We start from the raw sequence: 21,662 nt of genomic DNA on the forward strand, positions 1-21,662 counted from the left end.
CATACATTAGCGCAAGCAGGGGGGTGCTCCGCCAATCGGTTCCCCCGGTGACCTCCAGGGTGATCTCGGAGGACGGCGGGTAGGCGGGCAGCACAGCCTCACGTCCGTATCGACATCGGCGTCGCGACGACGGCGCCGGCGAAGGGTGGCAGCCATGCGCTACCGGCTCACGTTCATCGCCGGACTGGCCCTCGGTTACGTGCTCGGCACCCGCGCCGGGCGGGAGCGTTACGAGCAGCTGAAGAAGTCCGCCCGGGAGTTCGCGCAGAACCCGGCGGTGCGCAATGCCGCCGAGTCCGCCGCGCAGACGAGCCGCGAGATGGCCGGGAAGGCGTTCGCCGCGGTGAGCGACACGATCGGCGACCGGATGCCCGACGCGGTGGCCGACCGGGTGCGCTCGCTGCGGGAGCGTGGCCAGGGCGGCGGCATCGAGGACGACTGGGGTACGACCAATACGTAGCGCCCGGTCCCGGGCCTCGGGCTGGACCCGAGTGGGGCGCGGCCCGTGCCGCGCCCCACTCGGGTCCAGCCCGCATGCTGCCTCATTCGTGACCACGGCCACGGCCTCGGCAGCCCCCGGAGTGCGGCAGAATCTGACGGCATGGGGATAGTCGCCGGGCTGGACAGTTCGTCCGCATTCACTCGCATCGTCGTCTGCGACACGGACACGGGTGCCGTGCTGCGCCAGGGATACGCGCAGCATCCCGTCGAGTCGAAAGCCGGTGACGTCGATCCGCAGGCGTGGCTGCTTTCGCTGGGCGAGGCCGCGGCCGGCGGGCTGCTGGAGGGCGTGCAAGCCATCGGCGTGTCCGCGCAGCAGTACGGGGTGATCCCGCTCGACGCGTCCGGGGCGCCGGTACGTGCCGCGCTGGTCGGGAACGACAAGCGGGCGCAGGTCGCCGCCGCGGACCTGGTCGAGGGGTTCGGCGGACGGCAGGCGTGGGCCGAGGCGGTCGGGTGCGTGCCGCAGTCCGGGCTGCCGGTGGCGAAGCTGCGGTGGCTGGCGCGGACCGAGCCGGAGGCGGCCCAGCGCACGGCGCTCGTGATGCAGCCGCACGACTGGCTGGTGTGGCAGCTGCTCGGCAGGCCCGTGCGGCGTACGACGGACCGCGGCGGGGCGTCGTCGACCGGGTACTGGTCGGCGGGCACCGGCTCGTACCGCCCCGACCTGGTGGAACTGGCCCTCGGCCACCAGGCGGCGCTGCCCGAGGTGCTCGGCCCGTCCGACGCGGCCGGGACGACTCCGGAGGGGCTGCTGATCTCGGCGGGCACCGGCGAGACGATGGCCGCGGCCTTCGGCCTCGGGCTCGGGCCCGGCGACGCGGTGGTGTCGCTCGGCGCCTCCGGTTCCGTGATGGCCGTGCACCACGAGGCGCTCGCCGACCCGTCCGGAATGATCACCTCCTTCGCGGACGCGACCGGCATGCACCTGCCGGTCGTCCACACGCTCAATGCCGTACGGGCGCTGCGCGGCACCGCCGAGCTGCTGGGCCTGACCGATCTGGCGGAGCTGTCCGAGCTCGCCATGAAGTCGACGCCGGGCGCGTCGGGGCTCGTCCTGCTCCCCTATCTGGAGGGCGAGCGCACCCCGCACCTGCCGCACACCGCCGGTACGCTCACCGGGCTGCGGCGCGAGTCGATGAAGCGCGAGCACCTGGCCCGCGCGGCCTTCGAGGGCATGCTGTGCGGGCTCGCCGACGCGCTGGACGTGCTGCGGCAGCGGGGTGTGGACGTGCGGCGGGTGTTCCTGCTGGGGCCGGCGGCAGAGCTGCCCGCCATCCAGGCCGCGGCGCCCGCGATCTTCGCCGCGCAGGTCGTCGTGCCGCAGCCCGCGGACTACGCGGCGCTCGGCGCGGCCCGGCAGGCGGCATGGGCGCTCGGCGTCGCGCAGGGCACGCTCGCCCCGCACACCCCGCCGGCCTGGCAGGGCGCGGCGGCCCAGGTCTTCGAGCCCGGTGAGGAACTGCCGGTGGGCCAGGCGGTGCGCCAGCAGTTCATCGCCACGCGGGACCAGCTCCACCCCGGCGCGTTCGCCGACTGAGCACCCGCAGGGCCCCGGCGCGTTCGCCGACCGAGAACCCCCAGGGCCCCGGCGCGTTCTTGACCCGGGCTTGGCGCAAACCCTTGGGCAGCACCCGTTGGAGTGTCGCAGTATTGGGGCGACCTCCACGACTTCGCCGACCCGAGAGACCCTTGGCGTGCTCATACAACTGCTCCGGACGTTCCTGCGTCCGTACCGCAAACCCCTTGCTGTGCTGGTGGCGCTGCAACTGCTGCAGACCAGCGCCACCCTGTACCTGCCCACCCTGAACGCCGACATCATCGACAACGGTGTCGTCCAGGGGGACACCGGCCACATCCTGACGTTCGGCGCGCTGATGATCGGCGTCAGCGTCGTCCAGGTGGTGTGCAACATCGGGGCCGTCTACTACGGCGCCCGGACCGCCGCCGCCCTCGGCCGGGACGTGCGGGCCGCCGTCTTCGACCGGGTGCAGTCGTTCTCGGCCCGCGAGGTCGGGCACTTCGGCGCGCCCTCGCTCATCACGCGTACGACCAACGACGTCCAGCAGATCCAGATGCTGGCGCTGATGGCGTTCACGCTCATGGTCTCCGCGCCGATCATGTGTGTCGGCGGCATCGTCCTGGCGCTGGGCCTGGACGTGCCGCTGTCCGCGGTGCTCCTCGCGGTCGTCCCGGTGCTCGGCGTCTCGGTCGCGCTGATCGTGAAGCGGATGCGGCCGCTGTTCCGGACCATGCAGGAGCGGCTGGACACGGTGAACCGGGTGCTGCGGGAGCAGATCACCGGCAACCGGGTGATCAGGGCCTTCGTGAAGGACACCTACGAGGAGGAGCGGTTCCGCGGCTCGAACACCGAACTGACCGATGTGTCCCTGTCGACCGGCCGGCTGATGGCGCTGATGTTCCCCGTCGTCATGACCGTCGTGAACGTGTCGAGCATCGCGGTCGTCTGGTTCGGCGCGCACCGCATCGACAGCGGCGGGATGCAGATCGGGGCGCTCACCGCGTTCCTCGCCTATCTGATGCAGATCGTGATGGCCGTGATGATGGCCACCTTCATGTTCATGATGGTGCCGCGTGCCGAGGTCTGCGCCGAGCGCATCGAGGAGGTCCTCGCCACGGATTCGAGCGTCGTACCGCCGGCCGCGCCCGTGCGGGAGCTGGCGCGCCGCGGTCATCTGGAGGTGCGCGGGGCGCACTTCCGCTACCCGGGTGCCGAGGAGTCCGTGCTCCGGGATGTGGCGCTGGTGGCCATGCCGGGCGAGACGACCGCGGTCATCGGCTCCACGGGCAGCGGCAAGTCGACCCTGCTCGGGCTCGTTCCGCGGCTGTTCGACGTGACGGGCGGCGAGGTCCTGGTCGACGGGGTCGACGTACGGGAGCTGGAGCCGGCGCTGATGGCGCGGACGGTCGGGCTCGTGCCGCAGAAGCCGTACCTCTTCTCCGGTACGGTCGCCACGAATCTGCGCTACGGGAATCCGGACGCGACCGACGAGGAGCTGTGGAGCGCCCTCGAAGTGGCCCAGGCCGCCGACTTCGTACGGGATCTTGACGGCGGGCTGAACGCCCCTATCGCGCAGGGAGGCACCAATGTCTCGGGCGGTCAGCGGCAGCGGCTCGCGATCGCGCGGACGCTGGTGCAGCGGCCGGAGATCTATCTCTTCGACGACTCCTTCTCGGCGCTGGACTACGCGACGGACGCGGCGTTGCGCCGGGCGCTGTCGCTGGAGACGGCCGAGGCGACCGTGGTGATCGTCGCGCAGCGGGTGTCGACCATCCGGGACGCCGACCGGATCGTGGTGCTCGACGAGGGCCGGGTCGTGGGCACCGGCCGCCATCACGAGCTGATGGAGGGCAATGAGACGTACCGGGAGATCGTGCTCTCCCAGCTGACCGAGGCGGAGGCGGCCTGATGGCGGGTCCTGGCGGACGCATGATGATGGGCCAGTCGGGCGAGCGGTCCATGGACTTCAAGGGCTCGGGCAAGCGGCTGCTGCGGCGGTTCGCCCCGGACCGGCGCCCCCTGTGGGTGATGCTGGCGGCCTGTGTCCTGAGCGTGGGACTTTCGGTGGTCGGGCCGCTGATCCTCGGCAATGCGACGGACCTCGTCTTCGCGGGGGTCGTCGGGCGCGAGATGCCGGAGGGCACGACGAAGGAGCAGGCCCTCGACGGCCTGCGCGACCGGGGTCAGGACGGGCTCGCGGACATGCTGTCCGGCGTCGACTTCACCCCGGGGCAGGGCATCGACTTCACGGCGGTCGGCAACATCCTGCTGGTGGCGCTGATCGTGTTCGCGGCCGCGGGGCTGCTGATGCTGGTGGCGACCCGGGCGTCGATCCTGGTCATCAACCGGACCATGTACCGGATGCGCGAGGACGTGCAGACGAAGCTGGCGCGGCTGCCGCTGTCGTACTTCGACAAGGCCAAGCGCGGTGAGGTGCTGAGCCGGGCGACGAACGACATCGACAACATCTCGCAGACCCTGCAGCAGTCGATGGGCCAGCTGATCAACTCGCTGCTGACCATCGTGGGCGTGCTGGCGATGATGTTCTGGATCTCGCCGCTGCTGGCGCTGGTCGCGCTGGTGACCGTGCCGGTCTCCGTGTTCGTGGCGGCCAGGATCGGCAAGCGCTCGCAGCCGCACTTCGTCCAGCAGTGGAGGTCGACGGGCCGGCTCAACGCGCACATCGAGGAGATGTACACCGGCCATGCGCTGGTGAAGGTCTTCGGCCGGCAGGAGGAGTCGGCGAAGGACTTCGCGGAGCAGAACGAGGCGCTGTACGAGGCCGGGTTCAAGGCGCAGTTCAACAGCGGAGTCATGCAGCCGCTGATGCTCTTCGTGTCGAACCTGAACTATGTGCTGGTGGCCGTGGTCGGCGGGCTGCGGGTCGCGTCGGGCACGCTGTCGATCGGCGACGTGCAGGCGTTCATCCAGTACTCGCGCCAGTTCTCGATGCCGCTGACGCAGGTCGCGTCGATGGCGAACCTGGTGCAGTCCGGGGTCGCCTCGGCCGAGCGGATCTTCGAGCTGCTGGACGCGGAGGAGCAGTCGCCCGACCCGGTCGTCGGGGCTCGCCCGAAGGAGCTGCGGGGCGCGGTCTCGCTGGAGAAGGTGTCGTTCCGCTACGACCCCGAAAGGCCGCTGATCGAGGACCTGTCCCTGGCGGTCGAGCCGGGCCACACGGTCGCGATCGTCGGCCCGACGGGCGCGGGCAAGACGACGCTGGTCAATCTGCTGATGCGGTTCTACGAGGTCACGGGCGGCCGGATCGCCCTCGACGGGGTCGACGTCGCGACGATGTCGCGGGACGACCTGCGGGCCGGGATCGGGATGGTGCTCCAGGACACCTGGCTGTTCGGCGGCACGATCGCCGAGAACATCGCGTACGGCGTGCAGGGCGAGGTCACCCGGGAGCAGATCGAGGAGGCGGCGCGGGCGGCCCACGCCGACCGCTTCATCCGCACCCTGCCGGACGGCTACGACACCGTCATCGACGACGAGGGCGCGGGCGTCAGCGCCGGAGAGAAGCAGCTGATCACCATCGCGCGGGCGTTTCTGTCCGACCCGGTGATCCTGGTCCTGGACGAGGCGACGAGCTCGGTCGACACCCGGACGGAGGTGCTGATCCAGAAGGCGATGGCGCAGCTCTCGCACGGCCGCACCAGCTTCGTGATCGCGCACCGGCTCTCCACGATCCGGGACGCGGATGTGATCCTGGTGATGGAGAACGGCTCCATCGTCGAGCAGGGCACGCACGACGAACTGCTGCTGGCGGAGGGCGCGTACGCGCGGCTGTACGCGGCGCAGTTCGCGCAGGCGGTGGTCGAAGTCGACTGACGCGTACGGGACTCCGTCGGGGCCGACCGGTCGGCCCCGACGGATCGCCGGAACCCTCGGCGCCGGATCGACGAGGCCGGAACTCCGGAACTACGGGGAGGAGCAGGACCATGGCGAGAAACGCGAACGGTGCGGGAAACGCGAACGGTGCGGGGAACGGCGGCGGCCGACCGGGACGGTCGACCGGGTTGGGGATCGCGCTGGGCGTGGCCTTCGGCGTCTCGTTCGGGACGGTGCTGGACAGTCTGCCGATGGGCGTAGCGGTCGGGATGGTGCTCGGCGGCGCCTTCGGCGCGAGTCTCGGCGCACGCGAGCTCCGTGAGGATCAGGGCTCCGGACGGTCGGACCCGGGCACGAGCCCGTCGGACGGCGGCGGTCAGTCCAGGTAGCCGCGCAGCTGGTCCGCGAAGGCGTGGTCCCGCAGCTTGTTGAGGGTCTTGGACTCGATCTGGCGGATGCGTTCGCGTGTCACGCCGAAGATCCGGCCGATCTCCTCAAGGGTGCGGGGCCGCCCGTCGGCAAGGCCGTAGCGGAGCTGGACGACCTTGCGCTCGCGCTCGCCGAGGGTGGAGAGCACCGCTTCGAGATGCTCCCGGAGCAGCAGGAACGCCGCCGATTCGACGGGGGACGCGGCGTCGCCGTCCTCGATCAGGTCGCCGAGGGCGACATCGTCCTCCTCGCCGACGGGCGCGTGGAGCGACACCGGTTCCTGTGCGAGGCGCAGGACTTCGCCCACGCGCTCGGGGGTGAGGTCGAGCTGGGCGGCGACCTCTTCGGGCGTCGGTTCGTAGCCGCGCTCCTGGAGCATGCGGCGCTGGACCCGGACGACCCGGTTGATGAGCTCGACGACATGGACGGGGACGCGGATGGTCCGGGCCTGGTCGGCGAGGGCCCGGGACATGGCCTGGCGGATCCACCACGTCGCGTACGTCGAGAACTTGTAGCCCCGCGCGTAGTCGAACTTCTCGACGGCCCGGATCAGGCCGAGATTGCCCTCCTGGACGAGGTCGAGCATCGTCAGCCCGCGGCCGACGTACCGCTTGGCGACGGAGACGACGAGGCGGAGGTTGGCCTCGATGAGGCGGCGCTTGGCCACCCGGCCCATGACGACGAGCTTGTCGAGGTCGAGGGCGAGCTGCGAGTCGAGGTCCGGGGTGTTGCCGAGCTTCTCCTCGGCGAAGAGGCCCGCCTCGACGCGGCGGGCGAGCTCGACCTCCTCGGCGGCGGTGAGCAGCGGGATCCGGCCGATCTCGCGCAGGTACTGGCGGAAGAGGTCGGAGGACGGGCCGGTGCCGGTGTCGACGGCGCGGGCCGGCGGTGGTTCGGGCGCCTCCGACAGCTCGGCCGGCTCCGGCGGCTCCGGAGACTCGGCCGGCCCGGGCTGCCCTGGCTGCCCTGAGGTGTCCGGCACCGACCGCAGCGACTCGGTCTCCTTCGCCGCCGAGGGCTCGTTCTCCGGGTGGTGCGCTGCCCGGCTCTGCGGCGGAACGGCCGTGACCGGATCGGCTTCTGTCAGGGTCCGGGTCTGCACGGGAGCGACCTCCAGGGTGAGCGCTGCCGGTTGGGGGGCAGGCGGCAGCGGGACGGCGACGGCGGCCGGGCCGCTGTCCGTCCCGTACACGATGAGCGGATCCGCGGGGGTGAGTGGCCCACCTTCCGTGGGCCGGCCGCGCTCCGAGGACTCAGGCACCGCCCCCCAGTGTGGGGTACGACACATCGCTGCCACGAGGGGCGTGCGGTGACTTTTTGCGTCCGGTCCGTGACGGGGCGGTTACGCGGCCGGGGGTCCGGGGGTCGCCCCCGGGACAACACAGCGCGGCCGGTCCACGACCGGACGATTACGCGCCCCCGGGGTCCGCGGGTCACCCCCGGCACAACACAGCGCGGCCGATCCCCGACCGGACGATTACGCGCCCCCGGGGTCCGCGGGTCACCCCCGGCACAACACAGCGCGGCCGATCCCCGACCGGACGATTACGCGCCCCCGGGGTCCGCGGGTCACCCCCGGCACAACACAGCGCGGCCGATCCCCGACCGGACGATTACGCGCCCCCGGGGTCCGCGGGTCACCCCCGGCACAACACAGCGCGGCCGATCCCCGACCGGACGATTACGCGCCCCCGGGGTCCGCGGGTCACCCCCGGCACAACACAGCGCGGCCGATCCCCGACCGGACGATTACGCGCCCCCGGGGTCCGCGGGTCACCCCCGGCACAACACAGCGCGGCCGATCCGCGACCGGGCGATTACGCGCCCCCGGGGTCCGGGGGTCGCCTCTCAGAGGGCGTCCGCGCCCCTGTTCCGCAGCGACTGGCCGTACTGCTGGAGCACCCACAGCTCGTTCTGCACGGCCGCGAGCTGCTCCGCCGAGCCGTGGGCGCCGAGGCGGGCGAGGGTGCCCTGGACATCGCGGATGCGGCGGTCGACGGCGCGCAGCCGGACCTGGACGAGCTGGACGCCCGCGTAGGTCTCGTCGACGGTCCTGGAGTGGACGGCCTCCACGGCGAGCTCGGTGACCATCGCGCGGACGGTGTCGTCGGGCGCGGCGTCGCGGACCCGGGCGAGATAGGCCGGAGCGTCGGGGACGCCCTGCTCGGCGCCGCCCGCCTCGGCGATGGCCTGGCGCACGGCCGCGTAGGGCGGGGCGGTGAACTCGTCGCCCCCGTAGGCGTCGAAGGCCGGCGAGACCAGCTCCGGGTGCTGGAGGGCGAGCTTGAGCAGCTCGCGCTCGGTGCGGTGGGCGGGGCTGCGCAGATTGAGCGCGGGGCCGCCGGGGTGCGCGACGGGGCGCTGGGTGTCGTACGACGGCGCCTGGCGGGACTGCGCGCGCCCCTGCCCCGGGCCGCCGGGGCCGCCCGGTCCGCCGCCCCGCTCCCGTGCCCACCGCGCGAGCTGCGAGACCCGCTTGACCACGAACTGGGTGTCGAGGATGCCGAGCAGACCCGCGAGCTGCACGGCGACCTCGTGCTGGGAGGCGCTGTTCTTGATGCGGGCGACGATGGGCGCGGCCTCGTCGAGCGCGGCGGCGCGGCCGACCGGGGTCTCCAGGTCGTAGTTCTTCACGAGGTGGCGGATCGCGAACTCGAAGAGCTGGTTGCGCGGCTCGGCCAGCTCCCGCACGGCCTCGTCGCCCTTGGCGAGGCGCAGTTCGCAGGGGTCCATGCCGTCCGGCGCGATCGCGATGAAGGTCTCCGCGGCGAACTTCTGGTCGTCCTCGAAGGCGCGCAGGGCGGCCTTCTGCCCGGCCGCGTCACCGTCGAAGGTGAAGATCACCTTCGCGCTGCCGTTGTCCATCAGCAGCCGGCGGAGGATCTTGATGTGCTCGCCGCCGAAGGCGGTGCCGCAGGTCGCGATCGCCGTCGGCACGCCGGCGAGATGGCAGGCCATCACGTCCGTGTAGCCCTCGACCACGACGGCGCGGCTGGACTTGGCGATCTCCTTCTTCGCCAGGTCGATGCCGTAGAGCACCTGGGACTTCTTGTAGATCGCCGTCTCGGGGGTGTTCAGGTACTTCGGGCCGTTGTCGTCGTCGCGGAGCTTGCGCGCGCCGAAGCCGACGACATCACCGGAGATATCCCGGATGGGCCACATCAGCCGGCCGCGGAAGCGGTCGATGGGGCCCCGGCGGCCCTCCTGGGAGAGACCGGAGAGGACCAGCTCCTTGTCGGAGAAGCCCTTTCCGCGCAGGAAGCGGGTGAGGTGGTCCCAGCCCGCCGGGCTGTATCCCACGCCGAAGTGCTGGGCCGCGGCCTGGTCGAAGCCGCGCTCGGCGAGGAACGCCCGGCCGATCTCGGCCTCCGCGCCGGTCTCCAGCTGCTCGGTGTAGAACTCCGCGGCGACCTTGTGCGCCTCGACGAGGCGGATGCGCTCGCCGCGCTGGTGGCTCGGGTTGTACCCGCCCTCCTCGTACCGCAGCGTGATCCCGGCCCGGGCGGCGAGCCGCTCGACCGCCTCCGAGAAGGAGAGGTGGTCGATCTTGCGGACGAAGGCGATGGTGTCCCCGCCCTCCTGGCAGCCGAAGCAGTGGAAGAGACCCTTGCTCGGACTGACCTGGAAGGAGGGGGACTTCTCGTCGTGGAAGGGGCACAGGCCCTTGAGGTTGCCGCCGCCCGCGTTGCGCAGCTGGAGGTACTCGGACACGACGGAGTCGATCGGGACCGCGTCCCGTACCGCCTTCACGTCGTCATCGTTGATCCTGCCTGCCACGCGGAGATTCTACGGGGGTCCGGGGGTCCGGGGGTCCGGGGGTCGACCCCCGGGAGAAGCAGCCCACGGCCGGGGACCCGGCCCCGGACGCGGTCCCTGTCGGATGCGGCGTCCCCCGCGTACGGCTACGGGGCCGGGCTGACGGCGCCGAGCGGCGTCGCGGGGTTGGCGAGGGCGTCGGTGTCCACCGGCTTCCCGGTGCGGATGAGGCCCTGGATGTCCTCCGTGACGTCCCACACATTGACGTTCATCCCGGCCAGCACCTTGCGGTCCTTCAGCCAGAAGGCGATGAACTGCCGCTTGCCCACATCGCCGCGCAGCACGACCTGGTCGTACGAGCCGGGCGGCGCCCAGCCGGAGTACTCCATGCCGAGGTCGTACTGGTCGGAGAAGAAGTACGGGATCCGGTCGTACGAGACCTCCTGGCCGAGCATCGCGCGGGCGGCTGCGGGGCCGCCGTTCAGCGCGTTCGCCCAGTGCTCGACGCGGAGCCGCAGGTCGAGGAGCGGGTGGTGCACGGCGGCGACGTCACCGACCGCGTAGATCTCCGGGTCGGAGGTGCGCAGCGAGGCGTCCACGGCGACCCCGCCGCCGTGCGCGCGGTCGACGAGCGCGAGCCCGGCGGCCTCGGCGAGCCCGGTGCGCGGGGCGGCGCCGATGGCGGCGAGGACGGCGTGGGCGGGGTGCTCCTCGCCGTCGTCGGTGCGGGCGGCGAGGACCATTCCGTCCTGGCCGACGATCTCGGTGAGCCGGGCGCCGAAGTGGAAGCGCACGCCGTGCTCCTGGTGCAGGTCGGTGAAGAGCTGGCCCAGCTCGGGGCCGATGACCTGGTGGAGCGGGGTGGGCTCGGGCTCGACGACGGTCACCTCGGCGCCGTAGCCGCGGGCGGCAGCGGCGACCTCCAGGCCGATCCAGCCGGCCCCGGCGATCACCAGGTGGCCGTTGTCGCGGCCGAGGCCGGCGAGGGTCTGCCGCAGCCGGTCGGCGTGGGCGAGGCGCCGCAGATGGTGGACGCCGGCCAGGTCGGTGCCGGGGATGTCGAGCCGGCGCGGCTCGGCGCCGGTGGCGAGCAGCAGCCGGTCGTAGTGGACGGTGGTGCCGTCGCCGAGCAGGACGGACCGGGCCTCGCGGTCGACGGCGGTGACGGGCTGGCCGAGGTGCAGCTCGATGTCGTGCCGGGCGTACCAGGCGGGCTCGTGGACGAAGGCGCTGTCGCGCTCCTCCTTGCCGTTCAGATAGCCCTTGGACAGCGGCGGGCGTTCGTACGGGTGGTCGCGTTCATCACCGATCAGGATGACCCTGCCGGTGAATCCCTCGGCGCGGAGGGTCTCCGCGGCCTTGGCCCCGGCGAGTCCCCCACCCACGATGACGAAAGTCCGATGCGCGTCGACCACTTGATGCCTCCTCTTGGTTTCCGCTTCCCTTGCACGCTACGCCGCCTTCTTGGAGAGTCCCGCACGGAGCGTGGTGGGGGAAGGGGGGACGCCCTGGTGGGCGTGTCGGTTCCGGCCAACCCGCGCACGCCCGGCGGGCGGTACGGCATCGGCCCGGCGCGCCCCCTGCGGCGGCGGCCCGGCGGCGGCCCGCGGGGCTCAGCGGCGGTGCGCGGTCAGGCGGGTGTGCAGGGCGCGGGCGGACGCGTCCGTGAGCGAGGCGATCTGGTCGACGATCACCCGCTTGCGCGCCCGGTCGTCGGCCGCCGTGTCGAACAGGGCGCGGAACTGCGGGTCCAGGCCCTCGGGCGCCCGGGTGACCAGGGCGTCGGCGAGCTCGGCGACGACGACGCGCTGCTCGGCGCGCAGCGCCTCCTGCTCGGCCCGCTGCATCACATAGCGGTCGGCGACCGCCTTGAGAACGGCGCATTCGAGGTGGGCCTCGTCCGGGACGACGAGCTCCGCCGCGTACCGGGTGAGCCGGCCGGTGCCGTACGCCTGCCGTGTCGCGCCCTCCGCGGCCAGGCAGAACCGGCCGATGAGCTGACTGGTGGCGTCCTTGAGCCGGGCCTGGGCGACGGCCGAGCCGTCATAGCCGTGCGGCCACCACTCCTCGTCGACGAGGCGGTCGAGGGCGTCGGCGAGCGCCTGCGGGTCGGTGTCCTTCGGTACGTAGCGACCGACGGCGACCGCCCAGATCTCCTGGCGCTCGTGCTCGGACAGGAGCGCGTTCGGGTCGATGTGGCCGGCGTGCAGGCCGTCCTCGAAGTCGTGGACCGAGTACGCCACGTCGTCCGCCCAGTCCATGACCTGTGCCTCGAAGCACTTGCGGTGGGCCGGGGCGCCCTCCCTGGCCCAGGCGAAGACGGGGAGGTCGTCCTCGTACACCCCGAACTTCGGCGAGCCGGGGTCGGCCGGGTTGCCGCCGCGCGGCCACGGGTACTTGGTCGCGGCGTCCAGAGCCGCCCGGGTGAGGTTGAGGCCGACGCTGGCCGGCTCCTGCGTGCCGGCGGTGCGGACGAAGTGCTTGGGCTCGATGCGGGTGAGCAGCCGCAGCGACTGGGCGTTGCCCTCGAAGCCGCCGCAGCCTTCGGCGACGTCGTTGAGCGCCTGCTCCCCGTTGTGCCCGAAGGGCGGATGGCCCAGGTCGTGGGCGAGGCAGGCGGCCTCGACCAGATCGGGGTCGCAGCCGAGCGCGGCGCCCAGCTCACGGCCGACCTGGGCGCACTCCAGGGAGTGCGTCAGCCGGGTGCGGGGGCTGGGGTCCCAGGCCCCGCTGCGCGTCCCGGGGGTCACCACCTGGGTCTTGCCCGCGAGGCGGCGCAGCGCGCCGGAGTGCAGCACCCGGGCGCGGTCGCGCTGGAAGGCCGTGCGGCCGGGGCGCTTGTCGGGCTCGGCGGCCCAGCGTGCGGTGGCCGACTCGTCATAGGGGTGCTCGACGCCGTGGCGGAGAGGATCGGTGCTGCCCGTGATGCCTTCCATGCCCCTGACGGTAACCGCAGACGCCGACGGTGAGCGGCTCAGGCGGTGACCAGCAGGCGACGGTTCGCCCCGGACGGCGTGCCCGCCGCCTCGTCGTAGCGCTGGAGCACGAGCCGCGCCATCGCGGGGTGGGCGCCGAGCGGGGCGGCCGCGGCCCAGGGTGCCGCGGCCGCGGCGGCCGACGCGAACCGTCCGGGCGCGGTGAAGTACGAGGCGACGGCGATACGGTGCCGGCCCCGGGCCGCCAGCGCGCGCAGCGCCTCGGGAACGGTGGGCGAGACACCGGAGGCGTAGGCGGGGACGACGGGCACCCCGCCGAGGCGCTCGCTCAGCATCACGGCGGTGCGGCGGGCGTCGGCGGCCGACTCGGGGTCGCGCGACCCGGCGGCGGCGAGCACCACACCCGCGCTCCGGCTGCCGTCGTCCGTGTCGCGCCATCCGGCCTCGGCGAGCCGCGCGTACAGCGCCTCGACGAGCAGCGGATGCGGGCCGAGCGGCGGCGCGATCCTGGCGTCCGGCCGGGGCGCGGCGGCGACGGCGCCGGGAATGTCCCGCTTCACGTGGTAGCCGCGGCCGAGCAGCAGCGGTACGAGGACGGCCTCGCGGTCCCCGAGGGCGGCGAGGGCGTCGGGGAGCAGCGGTTCGTCGAGCTCGATGTGCCCGAGCCGGACGTCGAGGCCGGGACGGAGCTCGCGGACCCGGTCGAGCAGCCGGTGCACGGTGCGCAGCGCACGGGGGTCGCGGCTGCCGTGCGCGACGGCGACGAGAGCGGGGCCCGGGGCGGGGGCGGGGGCGAGGCCAGGGGCGGCGAGGGCGCCCGAGCCGGGTATGGGCGGGCCGGCGGCGGGGCATGTGCGTGGTGAACTCATGGGCCTGCGCACTCCGTTGAGCTGGACATGGCTGAGCTGCGCCCCCAGCTGCGCCGTGATGCGGGTGAGCAGCTGTGAGGTGGTGTCGAGGGGCAGCTGGTTCGGGGCCAGGGACTCGTGAGGGTGTGCCGACTCCGTCATGAACCGATCCTGCCTGCCGGACGTTGCCGTGTCGTTGCACAGGGGTGACGGGTGTTTTCCGCGGTCTCACCGCCCCGTCGGCGGCGCTGTCAGCTCTCCCGCCCCGCTCACCCGAGTCCATCGGCGAGCCAGACCCGCAGCGTCCCGCCCGGCACACAGCCCTGGTCGGCGGCCGCGTCCAGGGAGTCGCCGGACTCGTAGCCGACGACCGGGATGCCGGGCCAGACGCGCGCGACGGTGGCCAGGCAGCCGGCCCAGGCGCGGTCGAGCCCGGAGGCGGAACGGGAGGAGCCGGAGCCGGAACCGGGGCCGGTGCTGGAATCGGCGCCGGACTCAGGACCGGAACCGGAACCGGAACCGGAACCGGAACCGGCATCGGCATCGGCACCGGCACCGGCACCGGCATCAGGACCGGAATCGGGACCGGAATCGGCGTCGGTGGCAAAGAGGTTGGAGATGCCGATGACCGACCCGCTGCGGCTCACCACCGCTCCGGCGACCATGCGCCTGCCCCGGTCGGTCGTGGCCGCGAGGACGGTGGTGGCGCGGTCGGCGAGGAGTTCGGGGCGGAACAGTCCGGTCAGGCTCCCGTCGCCGCCGGCCCACGCGGTCTCCCAGGCGGTGAGGTCCCGGACCGTGCGGACCGGTCGCCAGGTGACGCCGTCCGGGGCGACGGGGGCCGCGAGGGCGGCCGGGCGGTGGATCCAGCGCGCCTCGAAGAGCACGTCGAACCCCTCGGCCGACAGATCCAGGTGCCCGAAGCTGTCCTTGACCGAGCAGCCGGGCGTCTCACGGTCGATCCCGTCGAGCACCTCGCGGGCCGTGGCCAGCGGCGACAGCGTCACGGCGTCCGGGTAGAGGGGCGGGGTGCGCCGCTCGCTGGTCCAGGCCCGCTCGCCGAAGATCCCCGGGCTCCCGTGCGCGCGGCACATGGTGTCGCACCATTCGGCGTTGTTCCTGGCGGACGCAGTGATCATGGAGCAATGATGCCGGACGGCCTGCGGGCGGCGGGGCACTTCCGGGTGCGGGTGGCTGAACCGTCGCGCCTCCGGAAGCGTCGGACGTGGTGGGACACGTCAACCGGACACGTCACCGGATCAGGCAACCGGACCAGGGGGCTCGGCACATGCAGGTGGGGAAGCGGATGCGGGCGGGCATACGGCGAGCGGGCGTACAGCTACGCGCACGGGCCCGCCGGCTCACACCGCCACCGCGGATCCGGTGGACCCGGCAGATCCGGCAGATCCGGCGACCCCGGCTGACCACGGTCCTGCCGCGGACCCGGCGCGGGCAGCGGCGGGCCGTGCAGGCGCTCATGCTCGGCACCGTGCTCGCCCTGGCCCCGGCGACCTGGATGCACGCCGCCGCCGACAGCCGCGTCCGGACCGTCGCCGACGTGCCCGCACGCGATGTCGCCGTCGTCTTCGGCGCCGGACTGTGGGAGGGCAGGCCGACCCCGTACCTCGCGCACCGGCTCGACGCGGCCGCCGAGCTGTACCGGACCGGGAAGGTCAGGGTCGTCCTCGTCACCGGCGACAACAGCCGCGCGGAGTACGACGAGCCGGACGCCATGCGCACGTACCTCACCGCCCGCGGGGTGCCGGACGGGCGGATCGTCAGCGACTACGCCGGCTTCGACACCTGGGACTCGTGCGTACGCGCCAAGAAGATCTTCGGGGTCGACGAGGCGGTACTGGTGACGCAGGGATTCCACATCAAGCGGGCGATCGCCCTGTGCGACGCGGCGGGGGTGGAGGCGTACGGCGTCGGCGTCGCCGAGCCGCACGACGCAACGTGGTACTACGGCGGGACGCGGGAGATGTTCGCCGCGGGGAAGGCGGCGCTGGACGCCGCGTTCAAGCCGGATCCGCGGTTCCTGGGCCGGCAGGAGCCGGGGGTGACGGAGGCCCTGGCCTCGGCCGGCGCGCCGTAAGCGCTCACAGCCGGCCGGGGCAGCGGCGGAGGTGCGCGTACCGGGGCCGTAATGGGGCGGGCCCACCGCCGTAACAGGCGCCGCGCAGGCTGGGACGCATGTCCCACGCACCCGCGGCCCCCGCGGCCTCCGCGCTCGTCCCCACCCACTGCCCCTACTGCTCCCTCCAGTGCGGCATGAACCTGCGCGGCTCCGGGAACCCGGCGACGGCCGTCGAGGTCGTCGAGCGCGCCGACTTCCCCGTCAACCGGGGCGCCCTGTGCGGCAAGGGACGTACGGCACCCGCCCTGCTCTCCTCCCGGGTACGGCTGACCGGGCCCCTGGTCCGCAGCCCCGCCACAGGCAGGCTCGAACCGGCCACCTGGGAGGAGGCCCTGCGTGCGACGGCCGACGGACTGCGGCGGACCCGGGCGGTGCACGGGGCGGACGCGGTCGGGGTGTTCGGCGGCGGGGGCCTGACCAACGAGAAGGCCTACGCGCTCGGGAAGTTCGCCCGCGTCGTCCTCGGTACCTCGCAGATCGACTACAACGGCCGCTTCTGCATGTCGTCGGCGGCGGCCGCGCACCAGCGGGCGTTCGGGCTCGACCGCGGACTGCCGTTCCCCCTGGAGGACATCCCGCGCACGGGGTGCGTGATCCTCGTCGGGTCGAACCTCGCCGAGACGATGCCGCCCGCCCTGCGCCATCTCACCGAGCTGAAGGAGAACGGCGGTTCGCTCGTCGTCGTCGACCCCCGCCGGACCAGGACCGCCGAGCAGGCCGACCTCCACCTCGCCCCGCGCCCCGGCACCGATCTGGCGCTCGCGCTCGGGCTGCTCCACCTGGTGGTGGCGCAGGGGCGCACGGACGAGGCGTTCATCCGGGACCGCACGACCGGATGGGAGGAGGCCAGGGCGGCCGCCATGGCCCACTGGCCCGAGCTGGTCGAACGGATCACCGGTGTGCCGGTGCCCCAACTGCGGGCGGCGGCCGGGCTGTTCTGCGACGCCCCCGCCGCGATGGTGCTCACGGCACGCGGCCCCGAGCAGCAGTCCAAGGGCACGGACACCGTCGGCGCCTGGATCAACCTCGCCCTGGCGACGGGGAACGCGGGCCGGCCGCTGGCCGGATACGGCTGCCTGACCGGGCAGGGCAACGGGCAGGGCGGCCGTGAGCACGGCCAGAAGGCCGACCAGCTCCCCGGCTACCGCAAGATCGACGACCCGGCGGCCCGCGCCCATGTCGCCGGCGTCTGGGGCATCGCCCCCGAGACGCTGCCGGGCCCCGGGCGCAGCGCGTACGAACTCCTCGACGCGCTCGGCCGGGACGTGAAGGCGCTGCTGCTGATGGGGTCCAACCCGGTGGTCTCCGCACCGCGCGCCGCGCACGTGGAGGAGCGGCTGCGCTCGCTCGGCTTCCTCGCCGTCGCGGACGTGGTGCTGTCGGAGACGGCGGAGCTGGCGGACGTGGTGTTCCCGGTGACGCAGTGGGCGGAGGAGACGGGCACGACGACGAACCTGGAGGGGCGTGTGCTGCTGCGCCGGCGCGCGCTCAGCCCGCCCGAGGGGGTACGGAGCGACCTGGAGGTCCTGCACGGGCTGGCCGCGCTGCTGGGGCACGGGAAGGGTTTCCCGGCCGACCCGGAGGAGGTCTTCGGCGAGCTGCGGCGGGCCTCGGCGGGCGGGGCCGCGGACTACTCGGGGATCAGCTACCGGCGGCTGGAGGAGGAGCAGGGCGTCTTCTGGCCGTGCCCGCAGGCGCCGGAACCGCATCCCGGGACGCCGCGGCTCTTCCTGGAGCGGTTCGCCACGGCGGACGGGCGGGCGCGGTTCGTGCCCGTCTCGCACCGGGATGCCGCGGAGGAGACCGACGCGGAGTTCCCCGTCGTGCTGACGACCGGGCGGGTGGTGGCGCAGTACCAGTCCGGCGCGCAGACCCGCCGCGTCGCCGAGCTGAACGCCGCCGCGCCGGGGCCCTTCGTCGAGCTGCATCCGCGCCTCGCCGCACGGCTGGGCGTGGCGGACGGCGATCCGGTCGCCGTCGTGTCGCGACGGGGGCGGGCGGTGGCGCCGGCGCGGGTGACGGAGACGATCCGGCCGGACACCGTCTTCATGCCGTTCCACTGGCCGGGGGCGGGGCGGGCCAACACGCTGACCAACCCGGCGCTCGATCCGACCTCGCGCATGCCGGAGTTCAAGGTCTGCGCGGTCCGCCTCGAAGCGGCGCGGGGCTGAGCCCTGCGGCGGGCTGACCTCTACGGCGAGGCTGAAGTCTGCGGCGGGGCTGAGGTCTGTGGCGGGCCGACGTCTACGGCGGGGCTGAGCCCTGCGGCGGGCCGACATCCACGGCGAAGCTGAGCCCTGCGGCGCGCCGACATCCACGGCGAAGCTGAGCCCTGCGGCGCGCCGACATCCACGGCGAAGCTGAGCCCTGCGGCGCGCCGACATCCACGGCGAAGCTGAGCCCTGCGGCGCGCCGACCTCTGCGGCGCGCCGGTGCCGGCGCCGCGGGCCGACGTCAGCCCGACGTGGTCGACCAGTCCCCGCCCGGGATCGGCGTCCCGCGGGCCCGCAGCTCCGCCGCGGTGTGCTCCGCCGCCAGGTACACCCACGCCACGACGGCGCCCCGCTCCGTGCGGACGGTGCGGACGACCCGTTCGTACAGGTTGCGGGGGTCGGCGGGGGCGACGTACTCCTCCAGGTGGTCGAGGACCGCGGTCAGCTCGCGGTAGTGGCCCGGCGCCGCCGTGACGAGCTCGCCGGTCACGGTGCCGTCGCCGTCGACGGCGTACGGGTAGCCGGGGCCCTCGTAGAGGAGCGCGCCCGGCAGCCGGGCGGGCTCCTCCGCGCACGTGCGGCCGCGCAGGAAGAGGTCGTGGTTGTGCTCGCCCGGCCGCAGGGTGCCGTACACGAAGAACGGGAGCTCCTGCCTCACCTCGGCTCCGGCGCCGACGTCTGCGCCGCCACCCACTCCAGGTACGCCGCGCTCCCCCGCACCACCGGCACCGCGATGATCTCAGGGGTGTCGTAGTCGTGGTGGGCCCGCAGATGCGTTTCGAGCGCGTCGTAGCACGCCTCGGTCGTCTTGAGGAGGACCTGCCACTCCTCGCTCGTCTCGATGGCGTTCCGCCAGTGGTAGACCGAGGTGACGGGTGCCGAGATCTGGGCGCAGGCGGCGAGCCGCGCCTCGACCGCGCCGCGGGCCAGTTCCTCGGCCTTGGCGGCGCTGTCCGTGGTGGTGAGGACCGTCAGGACCGTCACGAGCACTCCTCCTCCGGGGGGTTCGGGCCCCCAACGTATCCGTCAGCCCGCGTACGGGCGCAGGGCCCTGGCCTCCCGCAGCGCGGTGCCCCACCAGGCGAGCTGGTCGAGCATCGTCTTGGCGGCGGCGTCCGGGCCCGCGGGGTCCTTGAGCCGCCCTCCGGCGCCGAAGAGGCCGCGGGCGCCGGCGAAGGAGACGGTGTCGCGGACGGTGACGGCGTGGAGTTCGGCGAAGACCTGGCGGAGCTGTTCGACGGCGCGCAGCCCTCCGGAGATGCCGCCGTAGGAGACGAAGGCGACGGGCTTCGCCTGCCACTGGGTGTAGTGCCAGTCGATGAGGTTCTTGAGGACGGCGGGGAAGGAGTGGTTGTACTCGGGTGTGAGGACGACGAAGGCGTCGGCGGCGTCGAGACGGGGCGAGATGCGGTCGAGTTCGGCGCGGACGCGGTCGTCGGGGGCGTACGAGAGCGCCGTGGGCAGATCGGACTCGGCGAGGTCGACGACGTCGGCGGTGAAGTCCTCGCGGCCGGCGACCCGGCCGGCGAACCAGTCGGCGACGACGGGGGCGAAGCGGCCCTCGCGGTTGCTGCCGACGATGACGGTGAGCTTGAGCGGGGTGAGATCCATGAGCCGAGGTTCGTATGTGAACCAAGGTTGAGGTCAAGCGGTACGCTGCCGTGCATGAGCCACCTCGCCTGGGACGCCAAGGAAGCCACCGTCGGCGAGCTGGCGGAACGCAGCGGTGTCGCCCCTTCCGCACTGCGTTTCTACGAACGCGAGGGCCTGATCAGCAGCCGCCGCACCTCCGGCAACCAGCGCCGCTACAGCCGGGACACGCTGCGCCGCGTCGCCTTCATCCGCACGTCGCAGCGGCTCGGCATCCCACTGGCCACGATCCGGGAGGTACTGGGGCTGCTGCCGGACGACAGGACGCCGACACGGGAGGACTGGGCGCGGATCTCGGAGTGCTGGCGCGACGACCTGGACCGGCGGATCCGCACGCTCCAGCGGCTGCGGGACAACCTCACGGACTGCATCGGCTGCGGCTGCCTCTCGCTGGACCGGTGCGTGCTGTCCAATCCGGGCGACGAACTGGCCTCGCACGGTCCGGGGCCGCGCCGGCTGATCGAGGACTGAGAGCGACGAGGCCCGGGCCCGGGACAGCCACGAGAGCCACGGGAGGCCACGGTCGGCGCCGACGACCCGGACGCCGATGGCCACGGGAGAATGTGGCGTCGTCCACCCGGAGGGCGGGCCCGGCGGGCGGGCCCGGCGGGCGGGCCCGGCGGCGTCTGGTGCGGGCGATCGCAAGGCGGAGGAGGGGGAGTCCATGCGGTGGGGGCACCTCCCGTGCCCGAAGGGCCACGGGGGACATCGGCGACCGACGACAACGCAGCGTGGGGGGCACCTCCCGTGCCCGAAGGGCCAGGGGGGCGGGGGCACCTCCCAGGCGCGAGCTCTGGGGGAGCGTGCCAGACACCGCCGGGCAGACGGGACCTTGAAGACACGACCTAGGGTGGGCGCATGAGCATCGCCCTCCCCTACATCGAGATCGACGGGTGCCCGGCAGCCGACGCGGCCCCGGCCGCCCTTGCCGTACTCCAGAGCGGGTACGGCCACTTCACGGCGATGCAGGTGCGCGACGGACGGGTGCGTGGTCTCGCGCTGCACCTGGAGCGGCTGGCCGGCGCGACGCGGGAGCTCTTCGGCAGGGGCCTGGACGGGGAGCGGGTGCGCACGCTCGTCCGGCACGCCCTCGCGTCGGCCGGGATGCGCGACGCGTCCGTGCGCGTCTACGTCTACGAGACGGCCGTCGCGGTGACGGTGCGCGGACCGCAGACGATGGCGGAGGCGCCGAGGAGCCTGATGTCGGTGCCGTACCAGCGGCCGGTCGCCCACATCAAGCACCTGGGCGGTTTCGCCCAGGGCTACTACGGCGGCGCCGCCGCCCGCGCGGGCTACGACGACGCGCTGCTGACCGGCCCCGGCGGGGTGGTCTCGGAGGGGCACATCACCAATGTGGCCTTCTGGGACGGCACTTCGGTGGTCTGGCCGGACGCGCCGGCCCTGCGCGGCATCACGATGGCGCTGCTGGAGCCGCGGCTGCTGCCGTCCGCGCGGCGCGTGGTGACGCTGGCGGACCTTCCCTCGTACCGCGCGGCCTTCCTCATGAACTCGCAGGGCTTCGCGCCGGTGCGGCGGATCGACTCGACCGCCTTCGCGGTGGAGGAGGAGCTGATGAAGCGGGTCCGGGAGGGGTACGACGCGGTGCCCCGGGACGAGATCTGAGAACGGCTCCCGGACCCGGCCGACCGCGCGGGACCCGGCCGTCACCCTTTCGGCGCGGCGGCCCGCACGACACGGCCGATGGAGCAGTCTCACCACCCTGACCTGCGGAAATGCTCCGCGGCAAGAGCGACACGCGGCCAATACGGGCGAATCTGATCGACCATCAGCAGGCGTGGCGGGCGCGTTGGCCGTTACCTCGGAGGTGAAGGACGC

18 protein-coding genes are annotated in these 21,662 nt (G+C 73.3%); 9 read left to right on the forward strand and 9 right to left on the reverse strand.

The features are described 5' to 3' along the window. Window positions 1-154: 154 nt before the first annotated feature. The 5 genes from KK483_RS10435 to KK483_RS10455 all read left to right on the forward strand — a co-directional run bounded on the left by KK483_RS10435 (window position 155) and on the right by KK483_RS10455 (window position 6,246). Window positions 155-460, forward strand: coding sequence for a YtxH domain-containing protein (locus KK483_RS10435; RefSeq protein ID WP_262004944.1), 306 nt, complete (start codon window positions 155-157; stop codon window positions 458-460). A 141-nt stretch (window positions 461-601) separates the two neighbouring features. Continuing rightward, complete coding sequence (locus KK483_RS10440) at window positions 602-2,041, forward strand: FGGY family carbohydrate kinase (protein ID WP_262004945.1); 1,440 nt, start codon at window positions 602-604, stop codon at window positions 2,039-2,041. A gap of 157 nt (window positions 2,042-2,198) precedes the next feature. Beyond that, complete coding sequence (locus KK483_RS10445; protein WP_262004946.1) at window positions 2,199-3,932, forward strand: ABC transporter ATP-binding protein; 1,734 nt, start codon at window positions 2,199-2,201, stop codon at window positions 3,930-3,932. Next, complete coding sequence (locus tag KK483_RS10450; RefSeq protein ID WP_262004947.1) at window positions 3,932-5,857, forward strand: ABC transporter ATP-binding protein; 1,926 nt, start codon at window positions 3,932-3,934, stop codon at window positions 5,855-5,857. Before KK483_RS10445 ends, KK483_RS10450 begins: the two co-directional genes overlap by 1 nt. A gap of 110 nt (window positions 5,858-5,967) precedes the next feature. Further along, entirely contained in the window at window positions 5,968-6,246 is a 279-nt protein-coding gene (locus KK483_RS10455) for a hypothetical protein (RefSeq protein ID WP_262004948.1), read from the forward strand. On the opposite strand, the gene KK483_RS10460 is transcribed toward KK483_RS10455, so the two are convergent. The 6 genes from KK483_RS10460 to KK483_RS10485 all read right to left on the reverse strand — a co-directional run bounded on the left by KK483_RS10460 (window position 6,234) and on the right by KK483_RS10485 (window position 14,965). Continuing rightward, window positions 6,234-7,547, reverse strand: coding sequence for an RNA polymerase sigma factor (locus KK483_RS10460; RefSeq protein ID WP_262004949.1), 1,314 nt, complete (start codon window positions 7,545-7,547; stop codon window positions 6,234-6,236). The genes KK483_RS10455 and KK483_RS10460 overlap by 13 nt on opposite strands. A gap of 587 nt (window positions 7,548-8,134) precedes the next feature. After that, complete coding sequence (gene dnaG / locus KK483_RS10465; RefSeq protein WP_262004950.1) at window positions 8,135-10,063, reverse strand: DNA primase; 1,929 nt, start codon at window positions 10,061-10,063, stop codon at window positions 8,135-8,137. Between the two features lie 125 nt (window positions 10,064-10,188). Then, the gene (locus KK483_RS10470) at window positions 10,189-11,457 is read right to left on the reverse strand and encodes an NAD(P)/FAD-dependent oxidoreductase (RefSeq protein ID WP_262004951.1); all 1,269 of its coding nucleotides are present in this window, start codon (window positions 11,455-11,457) and stop codon (window positions 10,189-10,191) included. Between the two features lie 198 nt (window positions 11,458-11,655). Next, window positions 11,656-12,978 (reverse strand): deoxyguanosinetriphosphate triphosphohydrolase, encoded by a 1,323-nt coding sequence (locus tag KK483_RS10475; protein WP_262004952.1) that lies wholly within the window; start codon window positions 12,976-12,978, stop codon window positions 11,656-11,658. Window positions 12,979-13,016: 38 nt separating this feature from the next. After that, window positions 13,017-13,988, reverse strand: coding sequence for a sirohydrochlorin chelatase (locus KK483_RS10480; protein WP_262004953.1), 972 nt, complete (start codon window positions 13,986-13,988; stop codon window positions 13,017-13,019). Window positions 13,989-14,095: 107 nt separating this feature from the next. After that, complete coding sequence (locus KK483_RS10485) at window positions 14,096-14,965, reverse strand: hypothetical protein (RefSeq protein ID WP_262004954.1); 870 nt, start codon at window positions 14,963-14,965, stop codon at window positions 14,096-14,098. Window positions 14,966-15,303: 338 nt separating this feature from the next. Here KK483_RS10485 and KK483_RS10490 point away from each other — a divergent pair, with 338 nt between their 5' ends. Both KK483_RS10490 and KK483_RS10495 read left to right on the forward strand, forming a co-directional pair. Beyond that, complete coding sequence (locus KK483_RS10490; RefSeq protein ID WP_262009425.1) at window positions 15,304-15,921, forward strand: vancomycin high temperature exclusion protein; 618 nt, start codon at window positions 15,304-15,306, stop codon at window positions 15,919-15,921. Window positions 15,922-16,019: 98 nt separating this feature from the next. Then, on the forward strand, window positions 16,020-18,134 hold the full coding sequence (locus tag KK483_RS10495; protein WP_262004955.1) for a molybdopterin oxidoreductase family protein: 2,115 nt from the start codon (window positions 16,020-16,022) through the stop codon (window positions 18,132-18,134). A gap of 283 nt (window positions 18,135-18,417) precedes the next feature. On the opposite strand, the gene KK483_RS10500 is transcribed toward KK483_RS10495, so the two are convergent. The 3 genes from KK483_RS10500 to KK483_RS10510 are packed head-to-tail and all read right to left on the reverse strand — an operon-like array spanning window position 18,418 to window position 19,787. After that, window positions 18,418-18,834, reverse strand: coding sequence for a gamma-glutamylcyclotransferase family protein (locus KK483_RS10500; protein ID WP_262004956.1), 417 nt, complete (start codon window positions 18,832-18,834; stop codon window positions 18,418-18,420). Next, on the reverse strand, window positions 18,831-19,166 hold the full coding sequence (gene cutA / locus KK483_RS10505) for a divalent-cation tolerance protein CutA (protein WP_262004957.1): 336 nt from the start codon (window positions 19,164-19,166) through the stop codon (window positions 18,831-18,833). The genes KK483_RS10500 and cutA overlap by 4 nt, the downstream gene beginning before the upstream one ends. Window positions 19,167-19,202: 36 nt before the next feature. After that, entirely contained in the window at window positions 19,203-19,787 is a 585-nt protein-coding gene (locus tag KK483_RS10510) for an NADPH-dependent FMN reductase (RefSeq protein ID WP_262004958.1), read from the reverse strand. A gap of 54 nt (window positions 19,788-19,841) precedes the next feature. Between KK483_RS10510 and soxR the strand changes: the two genes are divergently transcribed. Together soxR and KK483_RS10520 are read left to right on the forward strand one after the other, a co-directional pair. After that, on the forward strand, window positions 19,842-20,297 hold the full coding sequence (gene soxR, locus KK483_RS10515; RefSeq protein WP_262004959.1) for a redox-sensitive transcriptional activator SoxR: 456 nt from the start codon (window positions 19,842-19,844) through the stop codon (window positions 20,295-20,297). A 387-nt stretch (window positions 20,298-20,684) separates the two neighbouring features. Continuing rightward, a complete protein-coding gene (locus KK483_RS10520) occupies window positions 20,685-21,449 on the forward strand; it encodes an aminotransferase class IV (protein WP_262004960.1) in 765 nt (254 codons plus the stop codon). Window positions 21,450-21,662: the final 213 nt, after the last annotated feature.

The sequence above is a fragment of the Streptomyces sp. FIT100 genome, from assembly GCF_024584805.1.
GTDB lineage: Bacteria > Actinomycetota > Actinomycetes > Streptomycetales > Streptomycetaceae > Streptomyces.

Bases quoted from the DNA above. Each gene is read 5' to 3' on its own strand.
- KK483_RS10435 (WP_262004944.1), top strand. From the start codon at position 155: ATGCGCTACCGGCTCACGTTCATCGCCGGACTGGCCCTCGGTTACGTG.
- KK483_RS10440 (WP_262004945.1), top strand. From the start codon at position 602: ATGGGGATAGTCGCCGGGCTGGACAGTTCGTCCGCATTCACTCGCATC.
- KK483_RS10450 (WP_262004947.1), top strand. From the start codon at position 3,932: ATGGCGGGTCCTGGCGGACGCATGATGATGGGCCAGTCGGGCGAGCGG.
- KK483_RS10455 (WP_262004948.1), top strand. From the start codon at position 5,968: ATGGCGAGAAACGCGAACGGTGCGGGAAACGCGAACGGTGCGGGGAAC.
- KK483_RS10475 (WP_262004952.1), bottom strand. From the start codon at position 12,978: ATGGAAGGCATCACGGGCAGCACCGATCCTCTCCGCCACGGCGTCGAG.
- KK483_RS10480 (WP_262004953.1), bottom strand. From the start codon at position 13,988: ATGACGGAGTCGGCACACCCTCACGAGTCCCTGGCCCCGAACCAGCTG.
- KK483_RS10485 (WP_262004954.1), bottom strand. From the start codon at position 14,965: ATGATCACTGCGTCCGCCAGGAACAACGCCGAATGGTGCGACACCATG.
- KK483_RS10490 (WP_262009425.1), top strand. From the start codon at position 15,304: ATGCTCGGCACCGTGCTCGCCCTGGCCCCGGCGACCTGGATGCACGCC.
- KK483_RS10495 (WP_262004955.1), top strand. From the start codon at position 16,020: ATGTCCCACGCACCCGCGGCCCCCGCGGCCTCCGCGCTCGTCCCCACC.
- KK483_RS10510 (WP_262004958.1), bottom strand. From the start codon at position 19,787: ATGGATCTCACCCCGCTCAAGCTCACCGTCATCGTCGGCAGCAACCGC.
- soxR (WP_262004959.1), top strand. From the start codon at position 19,842: ATGAGCCACCTCGCCTGGGACGCCAAGGAAGCCACCGTCGGCGAGCTG.
- KK483_RS10520 (WP_262004960.1), top strand. From the start codon at position 20,685: ATGAGCATCGCCCTCCCCTACATCGAGATCGACGGGTGCCCGGCAGCC.